Genomic DNA, 17888 nt, shown 5'->3' on the forward strand with positions numbered 1-17888 from the left:
CCGAGCTAGGGGAGGCATGGTGGCACTGGACGACGGACAGTTCGGCGATTCGCTGCGCACACAGCGGCAGACCGCGGGACTGACGCAGCGAGAACTCGCTGTGCGCGCCGGGGTGAGCGTACGGGCGGTCCGCTACTGGGAGAACGGGCACATCAACACGCCGCGGATGGCGTCGCGGCAGCTGATCCAACGGGTGCTGGACGGCGCACCGCCGCGCGCCTGCGACCGGGTGCGGATCGGCGTGCTGGGGCCGCTGGTCGTGCACGGCCGCAGCCGCGAGCTGGGCCTGTTGCGGCCGAAGGCGGCGGCGTTGTTCGCGCTGGTCGCGATCCAGCCGAACAACGAGGTGAGCCGGGACGAGATCGTGGACGTGCTGTGGGACGGCCGGCCGCCGTCCTCACACGTTCGGCTGATTCGCGGGCACGGCGACGCGGTCCGCCGGATGCTGGGGCCGACCGTCGACCTGGTCTCGGTCGGCCGCGGCGGCTACCGGCTGCGGGTCGAGCGGGACCAGATCGACGTGCTGGAGTTCACCGCGCTGGCCGGCCGCGCCGCGGCGGCGTACAGCATGGGCGACGTGACCAGGGCGTTCGAGCTGTACGCGGCGAGCCTCGCCTGCTGGCGCGGCTCGCCGCTGGTCGGCTTCGACCGCAGGCTGCGTGATCACCCGGCGACCGTCGCGCTGACGGCGCGCTACCGGGCGGCGGAAAGCGTGCTCAGCTCCCGCACGGTGGTTGGTATGCAATATTCGGGAAGTACTCCGCCCACTCTGCCGGCGTGATCGCCGGGTAGGCGCGGGCGCAGATCTGCCGCGCGACCTGCTCCGGATCGGTGCTCCACAACCGCGCAGTGCCGTCGTTGCTGGCGGTGGCCAGCGTGTGGCCGTCCGAACTGAGCGCCACGCCCCGCACGCCCTTCAGGTGCCCCGTGATCACGGCGTACGGGGCGGGGTCGCGCAGGTCGGCGAGGTCCCACAGCCGGGCCGAGTCGTCGCCGCTGCCGGTGACGAGCGTCCGGCCGTCGGGGCTGAACGCGACCGTGTACACAATGCCGGCGTGTCCGGTGAGCACGGCGAGCTGCTGCGGATTTCGGGGGTCGGTGACGTCCCACAGCTTGGCCGTGTTGTCGCCGCTGACGGTCGCGAGCGTTCGGCCGTCCCGGCTGAACGCGACGGCGTACACCACGTCGGTGTGGCCCTTGATGGTCGCCAGCGGCGCGGCCGCGCGAGGATCGGAGACGTCCCACAGCCACACCGAGTCGTCGCCGCCGGCCGTCGCCACCACCCGCCCATCCGGGCGGAAGGCGATGTCGAGAACGGTCTTGGTGTGACCGGTCAGCCGGCCCAGATCCGTCGGCGCACTCGGGTTGCCGATGTCCCGCAACAGTGCCAGACGGTCGTTGTCGGTGCTGGCCAGCAGCCGGCCGTCCGGGCTGATCGCCGTCGTGAACACCGTGTCGGCGAAGGCGATGTCGGTGCCGCCGGGCAGCGCGGCCACGTGTTTCCCGCCGGCATCCCAGAGGTGGGTCGCGTTGTCGTTGCCGGCGGTGGCGACGATCCCGCCATTGACCACGACCTTGCGGATCGGCTTGACGTCGGCCGTGAACACGTTCCGCGGTAAGGGAATGCCGGTCGCCCGCGGGTCCCAGGTCCGGACCGTGCCGTCGTTGCCGGCGGTGAACAGGGTCCGATCCGGGCCGAAGGCCACCGAGTTGACGCTGCCGGTGTGCCCCGCCAGCGGCAGCGTGCCCAGATCCCAGAGCCGGACGCTGCGATCCCAGCTGCCGCTGGCCAGCGTGCGCCCGTCCGGGCTGAAACCCAGCGCCAGCACGGCATTCGTGTGGCCGGGAAGAGTGGTCAGCGGCTGCGGCCGGGCCGGGTCGGCGAGATCCCACAGCTCGATGAGGTCGTCGACGGTGCCGGTCGCCAGGATCCTGCCGTCGGCGGTGAAAGCGCTGGCGGTGGCCTGATTTCCGTGCGGGATCGCGGCCAGCGGCCGGGCGTTGCCGGGATCGCCGACGTCCCACAGCCGCGTGGCGTTGTCGTTGCCGGAGCTGACGAGGATCTTGCCGTCCGGGCTGAACCGGACGGCCCGGATGGCGTCGCCGTGCCGGATCGGCGACGGCAGCTCGCGCGGGCGGTGCGGATCGCTGATGTCCCAGAGCTTTCCGGTGCGGTCGTAGCTGACGGTGGCCAGCGTGCGGCCGTCCGGGCTGATGGCGACGGAGTTGACCTGGTCGGTGTGGCCGGACAGCACCGCGATCTCGACGGGGTGGGCGGGGTTGGACAGGTCCCACAGGCGCGCGGTCTGATCGTCCGAGCCGGTGGCCATCAGCCGGCCGTCGCGGCTGAACGACAGGCCGTCGACGCCGCCGGTGTGCCCCTTCGCATGGGCGATCTCCTGCGGGTGACCGGGATCGACCACGTTCCACAGTCGCACGGTGTTGTCGTCGCTGCCGGTGGCGAGGAGGCGGCCGTCGGGGCTGAACGCGAGGATGTTCACGTCCTGGCCGTAGCCGGTGAGATCGGCGGCGACCCTGGGCTGCGCGCCGCTGACGTCCCAGATCCGCACCTTCTCGTCCTCGCCGCCGGCGGCCAGGTACCTGCCGTTCGGGCTGTACGCCACGGTCCACACGTTGCCGGCCAGCCCGAGCAGCTTCGTGGCGTACGGGGCGGCGAAGGTGGTCAGCACGCTGGAGCGGGCCTCGACCGTCGCCCGGAGCCGGTACGCGGCCAGCGCCAGCTGCGCGGCGAGCGCGGGATCGGCGGTGCGCAGCGACGCCGCCTCGCCGGCGACCTTCTGCGACAGCGCGATGTCCCGCTGGTCGTTGGCGGAATTCTGGGCGCTGACGGCGTATCCGGTCGCGGTGGCGGCGAGGACCAGCAGAACCGTCAGCGTGGCAACGAGTTGTCGCAGCCGACGGGTCCGTCGCCGGCTCGCCCGCTGCTCGTCGTCGGCGGCCTCGATGCTGGCGTCGAGGAACTCCCGCTCCTTGCCGGTGAGCGTGTCGCCCGCCAACCGGTCGCGGGCCACCGCGAGCCGAGTTCCCCGGTACAGCGCGGCCTTCTCCCGGCCGAGCTCGAGCCAGCCGGACGCCGCCTCGGCGAGCTGGCGGTGGATCCGCCGGCCCTCCCGGTTGTCGGCGAGCCAGTCGCCCAGCCGCGGCCAGCACCGGATCAGCGCCTCGTGGGTGATCTCCACGGTGTCGCCGTCGACGGTCAGCAACCGCCGGTCGACGAGCCGGTCCAGCAGCTCCTCGTCGGTGTCGAGCTCGTCGCGGCGGACGCGGCGCTTGGTGTCCTCGGTGCCGTCGCCGAGCGCGGTGAGGCTCCGGAACAGGTCGCGGAGCTGATCCCGTTGCTGGGGAGGGAGTTCGGCGTAGAGGGCCTCGGCGGTGTGGGCCAGGGCGCCTTCGATGCCGCCGGCGGCCTGGAACGCCGTGAGCGTGAGGGTGTTGCCGCGGCGGCGGCGCCAGGTCTCGCGAAGTGCGTGTGACAGCAGGGGAAGGACGCCGACCTGGCCGTGCGAGTGCACGACGAGTTCGGCGAGCAGCGCGCCCTCGACCGTGCAGCCGGCGCCGAGCGCCGGGCGGGTGATCGCCTGCCGGAGCTCGTCGACCGTCATCGGGCCGACGGCGACCTGGGCGTCCCGCAGCGCCTCGACCAGGCCGGCGTGTGCCGTGCAGTGGCCGTAGAAGTCGGCGCGGACGCCGATCACCAACGGGCGTTCGGCCGCCAGCAGGGCGTCGATGAACCGCGTGCGTTCCTCGACGTCCTCGCACAGCGTGAAGATCTCCTCGAACTGGTCGACGATGACCACGAGATTCTCGTCGTCGGGGAGGTCGAGCGTGGGATGCGCGCCCGGCGTCAGCACGAGGAAGCGGCGGTCGGGCAGGCGCGGGATGAGACCGGCCCGCAGCAGCGACGACTTGCCGGCCCCGGACGCGCCGAAGACGCCGACGAATCGGTGCTGAGCAAGGCGGGTGGCCAACAGCTCGACCAGTCGTTCGCGTCCGAAGAACCGGTCGGCGTCGTCCGCGGTGAAGGCGGCCAGACCGACGTATGGCGAGTCGCCGGGCTCCTCGGCCGCCGGCTCCTGCGTGGCGACGGTGGCCGCCGCCTCGTGCCAGCGGCGCTCCCAGTCGGCCGCGTCGCCGCCGCAGGCCTGCACGTACGCGAGGGTTACGGCGAGGCTGGGCAGCTTGCGGCCGGCGGCGGCGTCGGACAGGGTGCCGGCCGAGTAGTGGGCCCGGCGGCCGAGCTCACGGTACGGCGGATTTCCCGCCTTGGCACGGAGTTCGCGCAGACCCGCGGCGAAGCGGGCGGGGACGTCCTCGGTGTCGAGCGGACGTTCTCGTCTCGGCATGGCGCCAGTATGCCGGGTTCGTCACGCCGGCCAGGGCACCTCGGGCGAGCGGAAGTAGTTGACGCCGAGAGCATCCCAGCGCGGACCCTGCGCCGCCAGCCGGAGCCGGTAGTCGTCCCAGGAGTGCGTGGACTCCGGCGACCAGCCGACCTCCGCGATTCCGGCCAGCCGCGGGAACACCATGAACTGCACGTAGTCGTAGGAGGCGATCAGGTCGGTCCACATCGGCGCCTCCACGCCCACCACCGCGTCGGCCACGCCCGGCACGAACGTCGCCGGATCCCAGTCGTAGGAGCCGCTGACGCTGACGTAGCCGGCCCAGGCCTGGCCGACCGGCGTCGACGGGTCGTACTTCATGTCCAGGTACGCGTGGTCCGGCGACGACATGATCAGCTTGTTGCCACGTTGAGCGGCAATGCGGGCCAACGCCTCGCTGTCCGCCGATCCGCGCACGGCCCAGTACTGCGTGGCCGCCGTCGAGGTCAGGTCCGCGGTCTCGATCTGGAGCCAGCCGTCGAGCTTCTTCCCGTGCGACAACACGATCTGCTGCATCTTGTCCATGAAGAACGCGTACTCGGCCGGGCTGTTGGACGCCTCGTCGCCGCCGACGTGGATGTATTCGCCGGGCGTCAGCGCCGCCACCTGCGCGATGACGTCGTCGAGGTACTTGTACGTGATGTCCAGCGGCACGCACAGCGTGCGCGGGCCCGGGTCCAGCAGCGGCGGCGCCACCCCGTCGCAGTTCAGTTCGGCGTAGGAGGCGAGCGCGGCGGTGCTGTGCGCGGGCGTGTCGATCTCGGGGATGATCGTCACGTGCCGGGTCGCGGCGTACTGCACGATGGCCCGGTAGTCGTCCTGGGTGTAGAAGCCGCCCGGCCCGCGGCTGCCGTCGGTGCTGCCGCCGTAGTGCGCCAGCCGGGGCCAGCCGTTGATCTCGAGGCGCCAGCCCTCGTTGTCGCTCAGGTGCAGGTGCAGGGTGTTGATCTTGTACATCGAGATGTCGTCGAGGAAGTCCTCCACCTGCGCCACCGTGAAGAAATGCCGTGCCACGTCGAGCATCGCACCCCGCCAGGGGTAGCGCGGGATGTCGCGGACAGCGACACCCCGAACCCGCCACGGTCCACTCTGGACGGATCGGTACTCCATCCGTGGCGGCAGCAGCTGGCGCAGCGTCTGCACGCCGTAGAACAGGCCGGCGGTGGTGTGCGCCGACAGCTCCACCGTCGGCTCGGTCACCGTCAGCTGGTAGCCCTCGGCGCCGAGGCTGGCCTCATTGCCCACCGCGAGCACGATGTCACCGGGCTGCGGGGCGTCCGTGGTCACCGGCAGCCCGAAACCGGTCGACGGCCGCAGCAATCCCGCCAGGTACTCCCCCGTCGCCGCCGCCCCGCCGGGCGCGACGATCCGCGCCGGCGACCGCAAAGTGAAGCTCTGGCCGGGAAGCACCACGAGCGAGGACGGCTCGGGCACGATCCTGATCGCCGTCACGGGCGCCTCGACCGTCTCCGGCGTCGGCGGCGATGTCGACGCCGCCGCCGGTGTCGACGGTGTCAGGAAAAGGACTTCGGCGAGGAGGGCCACCACCAGGCACAGCAGTCGTCGGTTCATCACGGCCACCTTCTCACCACAGGGTTGATCAGAGAGTAGCCAGACGATTACCGCGCGGACACCACCGAGAGACTGAAACGCGAGCCGGCCTCCACCAATCGAGTTACAAGATCAACCCGCCCAGGGCACCTCGGGCGAGCGGAAGTACGTCACGCCCAGCGCGTCCCAGCGCGGCCCCTGCGCCGCCAGCCGAACCCGGTAGCCCGCCCAGGAATGCGTCGACGCTGGCGACCACCCGATCTCCGCGATGCCCGGCAGCCGCGGGAACGTCATGTACTGGACGTCCTTCATGGTCGGGAGGACGTCGGTCCACAGCGGCGCCTCCACGCCGAGCACGTCGTCGGCCACGCCCGGCACGAACGTCGCCGGATCCCAGTCGTAGGAGTCGCTGACGCTGTTGTAGCCGGCCCAGTCCTGCCCGATCGGCGTCGACGCGTCGTACTTCATGTCCAGGTACACCTTGTCGGCCGGCGACATCACGAGCTTGTCACCGCGCTGCTTCGCCACTTGCGCCAGCGCCTCGTCGTCGGTGGAGCCGGCCGTGCCCCAGTACTGCACGGTGGCCGTCGACGTCAGGTCGCCGGCCTCGATCTGGTGCCAGCCGAGCAGTTTCTTCCCGTGTGCCAACACGATCTGCTGCACGCGGTCGATGAAGTACTTGTAGTCGGCGGCGCTGGTGTTGATCGCCTCATCGCCGCCGATGTGGATGTACGGGCCGGGCGTCAGCGCCGTCAGCTGGCCGACCACGTCGTCGATCCACTGGTACGTGACCTCCAGCGGCACGCACAGCGAGCTCCAGCCGGGGTTGAGCAGCGGCGGGGCCACGCCGTCGCAGTTGAGTTGGGCGTAGGAGGCCTGAGCCGCCGTCACGTGCCCGGGCATGTCGATCTCGGGGATGATCGTCACGTGCCGGCTCTGCGCGTAGCGGACGATCTCGCGATAGTCGTCCTGACTGTAGAAGCCGCCCGGGCCCCGGCTCGCGTCCGTGCTGCCGCCGTAGTGGGCCAGACGCGGCCAGCCGTTGATGTCGATGCGCCAGCCGTCGTTGTCGCTCAGGTGCAGGTGCAGGGTGTTGATCTTGTACATCGAGATGTCGTCGAGGTAGCTCTCGACCTGGCTCACCGTGAAGAAGTGCCTTGCCACGTCGAGCATCGCGCCGCGCCAGGCGTACCGGGGCGTGTCGCGGACGGTGACGCCCCGCACCTGCCACGGTCCACTCTGGACGGAACGCTGCTCCACTTTCGGCGGCAGCAGCTGCCTTAAGGTCTGCACCCCGTAGAACAGCCCGGCGCTGGTGTGCGCGGAGATCGCCACCAACGGCGTAGTCGTGGTCAGCTGGTAGCCCTCGTCGCCCACGCTCGACGGACCGGTCAGATCCAGCCGGATGTCGCCGGGCAGCGCGGCGCCGGACGTCACCGGTAAGCGGTATCCGGTCGACGGCCGCAGCAATCCCGCCAGGTACTCCCCCGTCGCCGCGGCCCCGGCCGGCGCGACGATCCGCGCCGACGGCCGCAGCGTGAACGTCTGGCCGGGCAGTGTCGTCAGCGAGGACGGCTCGGGCACGATCGTGACCGGCGCCGAGGACGCCTCGGCCGTCGCCGGCGCGAACAGCGTCGCCGCCAGGCAGGCCACCGCCAGGCACAGGAGTTTCCGCGTCATCGGACCGCCGTTCTCACCGTGGGACGAACGGCACGTGACGCTATCGACCCGGCCGATGGTTCGGAACCCGCCATCCGACGGATCCATGAGAGCGCTTTCTCACTGACCGGGAACGCGCCGGAATTCCAGCCACCGCTCGCCGAGCGTGCCCCAGATCCGCTGGTACTCGGCGAACGCCTCGGTGATCCGGGCCTGGTCCAGCTGATCCACCGGCGTCGACGCAAGGTAGAAGGACAGGCTGTCGCGCAGGGTGTGGAAGCGGGACTGGGTCTCCTCCATCAGGACCCACCGCGACCGCCACGCGAAGAACGGCTCCAGCGTGTTCACCACCGTCAACAGCGCCACCAGCACGAACCCGATGCCCGTCCAGAAGTTCAGGTTCTGCAAGCCCAGGATCACCGTCGACACGGCCGACATCCCGAGCCCGAGGCTCTTCACCACGGTGGAGCTCTGCCGGAACACCCGCTTGCGCCGGCGCGCGTACTCGTTGCCCCGCTCGATCCGGGCCAGCACGTCCTTCGCGAGGTCGAGCGGCGACAGGCCGGGATCGGGCAGTTCGGACTGAATCGGCTCTCTCATCCGCCGCACGGTAGGCGGCCCGCGCGGATCCGCCATCCGCCAACCGGGTTCGCCGTATCCTGGCGGACATGACGTCATCGGTGGCCCGATGGGGCGGGACGAGCCGGTACGCCGATCTCGACGGTCCGGTCCACTACGTGGACTTCGGCGGGCCGCCGGACGGGCCGCCGATGGTTCTGGTGCACGGTCTCGGCGGTTCGCACCTGGACTGGAGCCTGCTCGCGCCGCGCCTGGCCGACCGGTTTCGCGTGACCGCTCCCGATCTGCTCGGCTACGGCCTGACCGGCCCCGATCACCGCGTCTCGACGATCCCGGCGAACGTGGCGCTGCTCAACACCTTCATCGCCGAGGTCGCGGGCGGCCCCGTGACGCTGATCGGCAACTCGATGGGCGGTCTGATCGCCGCGCGGCAGGCGGCCGCGCACCCGGAGACGGTGGAACGGCTCGTGCTGATCGACCCCGCACTGCCGGTCGTCCGCCGCTCCCGCCCCGACGTGGTGGCGACAATGCTGCTGGGCCGGCTGGCTTTGCCCCTGGGCCGCACGATCCTCGCGCTGGGCCGTCGCGGCCGCACGCCGCGCCAGGAGGTGCGGGAGACGTTCGTGCGGTGCTGCGCGGATCCGTCCCGAGTGCCGGAGAGCCTGATCACCGCGCTGGCGGAGCTGGTCGAGCTGCGGACGCCCGGCTTCGACGACGCCTTCCTCGCCTCCGCCCGATCGCTGCTGACGATCAACGGCAACCGCCGCAAGGCGTGGTCGGCCCTGCACGACATCACCGCGCCGGTGCTGCTCGTGCACGGCGAGCAGGATCGCTTGGTCTCCGTCGCCTCGGCCCGCGAGGCGGCCCGCCGCCTTCCACAGTGGACGGTCGACGTCCTCCCCGGGCTCGGTCACCTGCCTCAGATCGAGGCCCCCGACCGAGTGGCGTCCCGCATCCTCAGCTGGTCCAGTCGGCCACCAGAGCGTAGTCGGCCCCGGTGAGGCCGACGCGCGGATCAACCTTGTGCAGCAACGCATCGCCCGGATGGTGCCGAGCGACCCACTCCCGGTCGGCATCGGCGACCTCGTCGTCCAGCCACACGAACGGCCGGCCCGCCGCGTACTCCACGAGGAATCGCGTCTTCCAGTGCAGCCCCGGCGGCGAGTCCTCGTCCGGCCACGACACGACCGGCAGCGGCGCCAGGCCGAGCAGGGGAGCGATGAGGTCGTTGGCGTCGGAAAGCCAAGTCGTGGCCCAGACGAGTTCGCACCGCAGGGCGGCCAGCCGGGGGCCGTGCGCCGGGTCGAGCCGCGCCAGCAGCGGATTGGGCGAATCCGGGTGGTGGAGCACGTAGCCGGTGCCGCCGAACGGGATCAGCGTGCCGTCGACGTCGAGGAAAAGCAGCACCTACACATACTTGCCCATGCCGCCGGCGACGTCGATCACGGCGCCGGTGATGTAGCTGGCGCGGGAGCCGGCGAGGAAGGCGACGAGGCCGGACACCTCCTCGACCTGCCCGAACCGGCCGAGCGGCACCTCGGCGGCGGCGAGGCCGTCGAGGAACTCGCGGCGGTCCTGCTCGGGGGCCCGCCGCGCGTGGATGTTGCCCCACTGTGGCGTGTCCACGAACCCGATGTTGACGCTGTTGACGAGAATGCCGTCGGCGCCGAACTCCTGGGCCAGCACCTTGTTGAGGTTCAGGCACGCCGCCCGGACCACGGTGGTGGCGAAGAACGCCGGATCGGGCTGCCGCGCGTAGACCGCGTTGACGTTGATCACCCGCGGCGCGCTGCTGGCCCGCAGGTGCGGCAGCGCGGCCCGGAAGCACCGGATCTGCGAGAACAGCTTGACGTCGAGGTCGGCCCGCCAGTCCTCGTCGGTGAGCGACTCGAAGCCGCCGGGATGGGCCCGGCCGGCGTTGTTCACGAGAATGTCGACGCCGCCCAGCGCCTCGGCGGCGAAGTCCACAAAGGACTGCACCGAGGCCGGGTCGGTGACGTCGGCGACCCGGTGCACGGCCCCGAGCGAGGCGGCGGCCGCCGCCAGCTCGGCCTCGTCACGGGAACAGATGGCCACCGACGCGCCCTCGGCGATCAGCTCGGCGGCCACGGCCAGCCCGATCCCCTTGGAGCCGCCGGTGACGATCGCCCGGCGGCCGGTCAGCCCGAGATCCACGTCAGTCCTCGACCGTCGACGGCTCGACCTGCGTGGCGGCGTAGTCGACGAGGGTCGACCGGGGCGGCGTGAACACGTCGATCTCCTTACAGGTGGTGTCGAGCGTCCGGGCGCCGTGCGGCACCCAGGGCGGGATCACGGCGACGTCGCCGGCGCGCATGGTGCGCGTGACGCCGTCGATGGTGAACTCGAACTCGCCCTCGGTGACGATGACGACCTGCTCCTCGGCGTGACTGTGCATCGGCGCCTCGGTGTGCGGCTCGTACGACGCGAAGTTCAGCAGCAACCCCTCGCCGAGCACCGGCTGGAAGTCCAGTCCCGGCACCAGAGTCATCGCCTCGATGGCGTTCACGTTCACGAACCGCCCGGCCCCGGTCGGAGTGCCGCCGCCCTCGGTGCTGAAATGCTGCGCACTGCTGGTCATGACGCCCGCCTCTCCCGCATCGCGCGGACGGCGACGGCCAGCCGGGCCACGCCCTCCTCGATGTCGGACTCGCTGATCCTGCTGTACGACAACCGAAGGTGCTCGTCATCCCGCCGCTCGGCGAAGAATCCCGCACCCGGCACGAAGGCGACCTTGCTCTCCCGGGCCGCCGCGGCGAGCGCCACGGTGTCGACGCCGGGCACCCGCAGCCAGCTGAAGAACCCGCCGCGCGGCACGGTCCACGTGGCGAGGCCGTCGAAGTGCCGCTCCAACGCGTCGGTCAACGTGGCGGCGCGACGCCGGTAGAGATCGCGGGCCCGCGGCAGGTGCGCGTCGAGGTGACCGGCGCGCAGGTACTCCTCCAACATCCGCTGCCCCAACGCCCCGGCGCACTGGTCGGAGTTCTGCTTGGCGATGCGCAGCTGCGCGATCACCGCCGCCGGACCGACGGCCCAACCCAGCCGCACGCCGGGGAGGAACACCTTGGAGAAGGTGCCGATCTGCACGACCACGTCCGGCCCGAGCGACCACAGCGTCGGCCGCGGCGCGTCGTCGAAACCCAGTTGGCTGTAGGCGACGTCCTCGACGATCAGGATCCCGTGCCGCCGGCACAGCTCCACCAGCGCCCCCCGCCGCTCGGCGGACATGGTGCGGCCGCTGGGGTTCTGGAAATCCGGGATGGTGTAAAGGAGTTTCGGCGGTGACGGCAGCGTCCGCAGCAGTGCGGCGAGCGCGTCCACGTCCAGGCCGTCGTCGTCCAGGGGAACGCCCCTCAGCTCGGGATCGAACGCGACGAAGCCGGACACCGCGCCGAGGTAGCTGGGCTCCTCGACCACGACCACGTCACCGGGGTCGAGCATGCTCTTGGCGATCAGGGTGATCGCGTCGATGCCGCCGCTGGTGACCGTCAGCTCGTCGTCGCCCGGCCGCCGGCCGTCGGTGCCGGCCAGCAGGTCCGCGAGCGCCGCCCGGGTGCTGGCGATGCCCTCGCTGGACGAGTACTGCAACGCCACCGCGGCGTCGGACTCGATCAGCTTGCGGGCGATGTCGCCGAGCACGTCCGTGGCGAACAGGGACGGGTCCGGGAAGCCCCCGGAGAAGTTGATCAGATCCCGCGCCCCGGCCAGCGCGAGAATGCCGCCGATGAGGTCCGGCTGGCCGTGCGCGCGCCGCGACAGGCGCGCGTTCCAGTCGATCACATGCCACCCCCGGTTGACAGTCGCCTACCATTTGCCAGGAGAGTTCCGTCTCCGACCTTACATAGCACGGGTTGGGACGTCCAGACACCGAACATGTGACGGAGAGTGACGATGAACTGGGTGAAGCCGCTCGGCGGCATCGGCGAGCACGCCGCGACGCCCGTCGACCCGGCCCAGCTCGACGCCACCGACCTCCAGCTGCTGCTGCTGCTGAGCCGGGACGCGCGGATCTCTCAGCGCAGCCTGGCCCGCGAGCTCGGCATGTCGGCGCCGGCCGTGGCCGACCGGATCGCCCGGCTGCACCGGCAGGGCGTGATCGAGGGCTACGGGGTGCGGCTGAACTGGAGCGCGCTGGGCTACCCGACCATCGCCTACCTGACGGTGACCGCCGGGCAGGGCTTCGAGCAGGGGCTGATCATGACCAGGCTGGCGGAGCTGCCCGAGGTGGAGGAGGTCATGATCGTCACGGGTGGGGTGGACATGCTGGTCCGGGTGCGCGTGCGCGACCACACCCACCTGCGCGAGCTGCTGATCGACAAGGTGTGGCAGATCGAGGGCATCCAGCGCACCGAGACCTCGCTGTCGGTGGCGGAGATGAAGCCGAAGAACACCACCAGCGAGCTGCTGGCGGACATGATCCGGCGGGTGGAGCCGTAGCGGCGCGGGGGAATGCCGCCGGTCACTTGGCGAAGAGCTGCGATTCGTCCTTGAAGGCCTTGAACTCCAGGGCGTTGCCGGCCGGGTCGTGCAGGAACATCGTCCACTGCTCCCCCGGCTCCCCCGCGAACCGCTGGTACGGCTCGATGACGAAGTCGGTGCCGGCTGCGCGGAGCTTGTCGGCGAGCACGTGGAAGTCGTCCACGGCGAGCACCAGCCCGAAGTGCGGCACCGGCACGTCGTGCCCGTCCACCGGATTGCGGCCGGCCTCGGCGCGGGCGCCGGCGACGACGTGCGTGACGACCTGGTGGCCGTGGAAGTCCCAGTCCACCCAGTGCTCGGCGGAGCGGCCCTCGGCCAGCCCGAGCACGCCGCCGTAGAACTCGCGGGCGCGGGCCAGGTCGTCGACGGGAATGGCCAGGTGGAAGGCGGGGCGCGGGGTCATGCCCCCACCTTGAGCGAACGATGTCCGAATGTCAACATTAGGACATGAACCTGCCCAGGGCCGCCCGCCGCGGTCTGGCCGAGGAGTCGGCTGACCGGATCCGGGACGCGATCTTCGACGGCACCTTCCCGCCCGGCGCCCCGCTGCGGGAGGTTGACCTGGCCCGCGACCTGGACGTGAGCCGCGGATCGGTGCGCGAAGGCCTGGCGCTGCTGGAACGCGAGGGCCTGGTGCACAGCGCCTGGCACCGTGGCACCACTGTCATCGACGTGACCGCCCGCGACGTCGACGAGGTCTACACCGTCCGGGCGGCGCTGGACCGGCTGGCCGCCGTGACCGCGATGGCCCGCGCGTCCTCCGACGAGCTCGCCGCGCTGGACGAGATCGTCGCCACGATGGTCGCCGAGATCGACCGCGGCGGCCCGCACCTGCTGGCGCTGGACATCGCTTTCCACGACGCCGTCTACGCCGCCAGCGGCAACAGTCGGCTGATCCAGGCGTGGCAGGCGGTCCGGTCGCAGGTCTACCTGTTCCAGCTGCGTCGCATCGAGGTGAGCCAGCACGAGTACCTCGCGCACGTCACCGGCGAGCACCGCGACCTGGCCGAGCTGATCCGCGACGGCGACAAGGAGGTGCTGGCCCGCACCGCCGAGGAACACGTGCACTCCGCCCGCCGCGCGCTGCTGGCCCACCTGGCGCGCAGGTAGCAGCCGACGGGTTCAGCCGATCACCACCGGCAGCGGCGGCAGGCGATGGGCGCCCGCCAACCTGGCCTTGACCTTGTGGGCGTTGGCGTGCCCGAGGTCGGTGAAGATCTCGAACGCCTGCTGCCACATCTCGTCGGCGTGCTCGGCCTCGCCGGCCTCGTCGTGCACGTCGCCGAGGCGCATCAGGGACTCGGCCAGGTATTGGCGGTTGCCGTACTTTCCGTGCACGGCAACGAGTTCACGGTAGGCGGCGATCGACTCCGGGTAGTGGCCGAGGTTGTGGCGGGCGTGGCCGAGGCACCACAGCGCCGCGGCGGTCCCGTACGGGTCGGTGATCGTCCCGTGCAGGGCCAGCGACCGGTGCGCGCAGTCGATGGCCTTGTCGTTGTCGCCGAGCATGGCGTGGCACACGCCGACGAAGCCGAGTTCCTGGGCCTGCCGCGGATGTCCGGCGGCACGGTAGAGGTCCAGGGCCCGTTCGGCGTGGTCGAGCGCCTCCCACAACCGGCCCGTCTGGTTGAGGGCGAAGGCGATGCTGTGGTGGATGTCGGCCCGCTCGACCGGATTCCCGGACGGGCCGAGCAGATCCAGCGCCTCGCCGTGGTGGGCGAGCGCGTCGTCGAACCGGGACTCGAGGAACTGCACGACGCCGAGCACGCGGTGGGCCCGGGCCTGCGCGACGGTGTCGCCGAGCCGTTGGGCGGCGGCGAGCGCGGCGTGCTGCACGACCGACTGGTGATGGCCGTAGCCTTGGAACGTCAGGAAATTCGCGACCGTCGAGGCCAAGCCGACGGCGTATTCGTCGGCACCGGAGAGGTGCACGAGCGCCACCAGCACGGGATGTTCCGCGCCGAGCCAGGCCATCGCCGACCGCAGGTCGTCGAATGACGGCGCGACAACGGATTCCGGCGGCGGGGCGAGCGTCGGCAGCGTGACAGCCGGATCGAGGACGGCGACCGCGGCGCGGGCTCCGTGCAGGTAGTGGTCGAGCATGCGGCCAGTCGCCGCCACCCGGTCGTCCTGCTGGTGGGTCAACTCCTCCGCGTACATACGCAGCAGGTCGTGCATGACGTACTGACCGGGCAGGAGATCCTCGACGAGATGCGCACGGGCCAGTTCGGCCAGCAGCACACGGACCCGGGCGGGCGGCACCGCCGCCAGGCTGGCCGCCGCGGCCGGCGTGACGTGCGGTCCCGGATGCAGGCCCAGCAGCCGGAACAGCCGCGCCGCGTCCGGTTCGAGTCGCTGGTAGGACACGGCGAACAGGGCACGGATGCGAGTGGCGGGGTCACCGGTGTCCAAGGCGTCCAGGCGTTCGGACTGGAGGTCCGCCGCCACGGCAGCCAGCGGGTAGCGGGGTTGACCGGCCAGGCGCGCGGCGACGACGGCCAACGCCAGCGGCAGACCGGCGCAGCTCGCGACGATCGCGTCGACGGCGTCCGGCTCGGCCGCTACTCGATCCCGGCCGAGCCTGGCGATCAGCAACTCCTGGGCCTGGTCGGCGTCGATCCGGTCGAGCACAAGCGGAAGCGCCCCGTCGGCGGTGACCAGCCCGGTGAGGCGGTCGCGGCTGGTGATCACCGTGGCGCATCCCGAACCGGGCAGCAGCGGCCGTACCTGCTGCGAGGTGGCCGCGTCGTCGATGACGATCAACGCCCGCTTGCCGGCGACCAGGCTGCGGTAAAGGCTTACCTGCGCGTCGACGGTAGCCGGAATCCGTTCCGGTGGAAGGGAGAACGCGTCGAGGAGGACCCGGATCGCCTCGGCCGTCGCCACGGGCGGCAGGTGCGGGTCGAAGCCGCGAAGGTTCAGGTACAGCTGGCCGTCCGGGAATTGCTCGGCGACCCGGTGCGCCCAGTGCAACGCCAGGGCCGTCTTGCCCACGCCGGCCGAGCCGGCGATCACCACGGCCGCCGGCTCGGCGAGGTGGGCGTCCAGCGCGGCGATCTCCGTTGCGCGCCCGGTGAAACCGCGCGCGGCGGGCGGCAACTGTGCCGGTCTGACCCCGGTCGTCGGCAACAGGGTCGGGTCGTGGGCCAGGATCCGCTGGTGGATGGCGGTCAGGACCGGCGACGGCTCGACGCCGGCCTCCTCGACCAGCGCCTCCCGGGCGCGGCGGAACGCGGCCAGCGCGTCGCTCTGGCGCCCGGCCCGGTACAGGGCCCGCATCAGCTGGCCCCATAACCGCTCGCGCCCCGGGTGCAGAACGATCAGGCCCTCCAACTCAGGGATCAACTCGCCACCCGTGCCGGTCCCGAGGTCGGCGTCGATGCGATCCTCCACCACCGACAGACGCAGCCGGTTCAGGCGGTCGCCTTCGATGCGGAGGGCGGTGATCTCCGCGAACTCGCCGTAGGCGTCGTCTCGCCACACCGCCAGCGCCGCACGCAGCCCCTCCGCGGCAGTGTGAAAATGCCCGTCCGCCAAGGCCTTCCGCCCGTCGGCGGCGGCCCTCTCGAACCGTACGGCGTCGATCGCGTCCGGCGCCAACTGGATCAGATAACCGGGCGACCGCGTCAGGATCAGGTCCTTCGCCGGCAACGCCTGGCGCAGGCGGGAAATGTACGTTCGCACGGTCCGGTGCGCATCCGGCGACACCCGCTGCCCCCACAGGCTCTCCACCAGCGCCGCCACGCTGACCACCCGGCCCGCGTTCGCCACCAACAACGCCACCAGCACCCGCAGACGCGGCCAGCTCAACTCGACCGTTCGGCCGCCGGTCTCCACCTCCAACGGCCCAAGCACCCGTACCTGCGCAGCGGCCACCCGGCCACACCTCCCCCAGCGGACACCCCATACAAGAAGTTAAGTACGGGGCGGGGATACGCGGTAGGGATCTCCGTAGGGTAGCCAGCCGTTCAGCTCGCACACGACGTCCCGCGCCACTGCCTCGACCGTCTCGAGCACGGCCCGCCGCACCTCGTCCCGGCGCCACACCAGCGACCACGTCCACAGCGGCGTCGGCTCCACGATCGGCCGTCGCACGACATCCGGCGGCATCAAGACTTCCTGCCCCTTCGGCGAGTTCAGCACCGGCCGCCGGGTCCGCCGCACGTGGTCGACGAAAGCCTCGCCGGTGATGCCGCCGTCGGAGATCCGGACCACCGTCGCCCCGGTGTCGTGGGCGAACATCTCCGCGTAGACGTTCCAACTCGACCAGGAGTTCTCGTCGTCGTCCACGAGCACGAGCACGTCCGCCGCCCGCACCGGCCGGTCGTCGTCCCCCACGCTCACGGCGTGCAGCCGGTCAGCGCCCAGCAGGCGCGCCCGGAGCTCCAGCCGGCCGAGGTCCTCGTCCCGGATCCAGCAGATCCCCAGGTCCAGGCTGCCGTCCGCGACCCGCGCGGCCTGCGCGTGCGACGGCACCACCCACGTGTCGACGATCAGGTCCGCGACGCCCGCCGCCCGGGCCCGCAGGTCCGCCGGCCGCCAGTTCACGTAGCCGATGCGCACCTGCTCGGAACCGGCCAGCCGCCCGGCCCGCCGCTTCAGGTCGTCGGCCCGGTCCAGCAGGGCCTTGGTGTGCGGCAGCAGCTCCGCGCCCGCCGGCGTCAGCGTCACCGAGCGGCGGTCGCGCTCGAACAGCAGCACCCCGAGGTCCCGCTCCAGCGCCTTGATCTGCTGCGACAGGGACGGCCCGGCGATCAGCAGCCGCTCGGCCGCCCGACCGAAGTGCAGCTCCTCGGCGACGACCACGAATTTTCTGATGCGCTCCAGGTTCAGCGCGGGCCTGCTCAGATCCGCCATGTCTCCTCCTAGGCCCGCTGTAGCTGGCCCGCCACGAGCGAAACGATCACTCGGACGGGGCTGTCCCACCACACCATCCTGCCGTGCGGCGTGGTGAGACACCCGGCTGTCGCGCTGCTGGAACTCTTGGACGACCCTGCCCAGGCGGGCGGGGCCAGGGGAATAGCCCCTTACATTCGACACCTAACGTGCCCGACCCTGGGATCGGACCCTTACCGTGCAGGTTTGACGCGCCCCGACAGTCAATACCGGAGGCACGGCAGACCGATGTCTCAATGGAGCACGGGCCAGCGACCGCAAGCCTCGACATCACCAGACCAAATCGGTTCACAGGCCACAATCAGT

Annotated in this window: 15 protein-coding genes; 4 read left to right on the forward strand and 11 right to left on the reverse strand. The window is 71.3% G+C overall.

The genetic code is table 11. The features are described from left to right. The first annotated feature begins 16 nt into the window (after nt 1-16). Nucleotides 17-781: a helix-turn-helix domain-containing protein gene (locus tag BCF44_RS27535; protein ID WP_170217779.1), complete on the forward strand. Its 765-nt coding sequence runs from the start codon at nt 17-19 to the stop codon at nt 779-781. Here BCF44_RS27535 and BCF44_RS27540 read toward each other — a convergent pair. From BCF44_RS27540 to BCF44_RS27555, 4 genes are all read right to left on the reverse strand, one after another. Continuing rightward, complete coding sequence (locus BCF44_RS27540; protein WP_116177276.1) at nt 717-4364, reverse strand: nSTAND1 domain-containing NTPase; 3648 nt, start codon at nt 4362-4364, stop codon at nt 717-719. The two genes, BCF44_RS27535 and BCF44_RS27540, sit on opposite strands and share 65 nt — an antisense overlap. 21 nt (nt 4365-4385) lie before the next feature. Next, nucleotides 4386-5972: a beta-N-acetylhexosaminidase gene (locus tag BCF44_RS27545; protein ID WP_116177341.1), complete on the reverse strand. Its 1587-nt coding sequence runs from the start codon at nt 5970-5972 to the stop codon at nt 4386-4388. Between the two features lie 111 nt (nt 5973-6083). Next, the gene (locus tag BCF44_RS27550) at nt 6084-7631 is read right to left on the reverse strand and encodes a beta-N-acetylhexosaminidase (protein WP_116177342.1); all 1548 of its coding nucleotides are present in this window, start codon (nt 7629-7631) and stop codon (nt 6084-6086) included. Nucleotides 7632-7730: 99 nt separating this feature from the next. After that, nucleotides 7731-8210, reverse strand: coding sequence for an SLATT domain-containing protein (locus BCF44_RS27555; protein ID WP_116177277.1), 480 nt, complete (start codon nt 8208-8210; stop codon nt 7731-7733). A gap of 68 nt (nt 8211-8278) precedes the next feature. On the opposite strand from BCF44_RS27555, the gene BCF44_RS27560 reads away from it, so the two are divergent. Then, nucleotides 8279-9190 carry an alpha/beta fold hydrolase gene (locus BCF44_RS27560; protein ID WP_116177278.1) on the forward strand — a complete coding sequence of 304 codons (912 nt, stop codon included), beginning with the start codon at nt 8279-8281 and terminating at the stop codon, nt 9188-9190. Here the strand turns inward: BCF44_RS27560 and BCF44_RS27565 are convergent. The 4 genes from BCF44_RS27565 to BCF44_RS27580 are packed head-to-tail and all read right to left on the reverse strand — an operon-like array spanning nt 9147 to nt 11987. Continuing rightward, on the reverse strand, nt 9147-9596 hold the full coding sequence (locus tag BCF44_RS27565) for an HAD domain-containing protein (protein ID WP_116177279.1): 450 nt from the start codon (nt 9594-9596) through the stop codon (nt 9147-9149). The two genes, BCF44_RS27560 and BCF44_RS27565, sit on opposite strands and share 44 nt — an antisense overlap. Further along, a complete protein-coding gene (locus BCF44_RS27570; protein WP_116177280.1) occupies nt 9597-10364 on the reverse strand; it encodes an SDR family oxidoreductase in 768 nt (255 codons plus the stop codon). A 1-nt stretch (nt 10365) separates the two neighbouring features. Beyond that, nucleotides 10366-10788: a cupin domain-containing protein gene (locus tag BCF44_RS27575; RefSeq protein WP_116177281.1), complete on the reverse strand. Its 423-nt coding sequence runs from the start codon at nt 10786-10788 to the stop codon at nt 10366-10368. Further along, nucleotides 10785-11987, reverse strand: coding sequence for an aminotransferase-like domain-containing protein (locus tag BCF44_RS27580; protein ID WP_116177282.1), 1203 nt, complete (start codon nt 11985-11987; stop codon nt 10785-10787). Before BCF44_RS27580 ends, BCF44_RS27575 begins: the two co-directional genes overlap by 4 nt. A gap of 111 nt (nt 11988-12098) precedes the next feature. On the opposite strand from BCF44_RS27580, the gene BCF44_RS27585 reads away from it, so the two are divergent. After that, nucleotides 12099-12644: an Lrp/AsnC family transcriptional regulator gene (locus tag BCF44_RS27585; RefSeq protein WP_116177283.1), complete on the forward strand. Its 546-nt coding sequence runs from the start codon at nt 12099-12101 to the stop codon at nt 12642-12644. A 22-nt stretch (nt 12645-12666) separates the two neighbouring features. On the opposite strand, the gene BCF44_RS27590 is transcribed toward BCF44_RS27585, so the two are convergent. Beyond that, a complete protein-coding gene (locus BCF44_RS27590; protein ID WP_116177284.1) occupies nt 12667-13089 on the reverse strand; it encodes a VOC family protein in 423 nt (140 codons plus the stop codon). Nucleotides 13090-13133: 44 nt separating this feature from the next. Between BCF44_RS27590 and BCF44_RS27595 the strand changes: the two genes are divergently transcribed. Further along, nucleotides 13134-13796, forward strand: a complete 663-nt coding sequence (locus BCF44_RS27595) for a GntR family transcriptional regulator (RefSeq protein WP_116177285.1) — start codon at nt 13134-13136, stop codon at nt 13794-13796. A gap of 12 nt (nt 13797-13808) precedes the next feature. Here BCF44_RS27595 and BCF44_RS27600 read toward each other — a convergent pair whose 3' ends face one another. Together BCF44_RS27600 and BCF44_RS27605 are read right to left on the reverse strand one after the other, a co-directional pair. Beyond that, nucleotides 13809-16562: an AfsR/SARP family transcriptional regulator gene (locus tag BCF44_RS27600; RefSeq protein ID WP_116177286.1), complete on the reverse strand. Its 2754-nt coding sequence runs from the start codon at nt 16560-16562 to the stop codon at nt 13809-13811. Between the two features lie 39 nt (nt 16563-16601). Continuing rightward, nucleotides 16602-17543: a LysR family transcriptional regulator gene (locus BCF44_RS27605; RefSeq protein WP_170217780.1), complete on the reverse strand. Its 942-nt coding sequence runs from the start codon at nt 17541-17543 to the stop codon at nt 16602-16604. Nucleotides 17544-17888 lie beyond the last annotated feature (345 nt).

The organism is Kutzneria buriramensis, from assembly GCF_003387475.1.
GTDB lineage: Bacteria > Actinomycetota > Actinomycetes > Mycobacteriales > Pseudonocardiaceae > Kutzneria > Kutzneria buriramensis.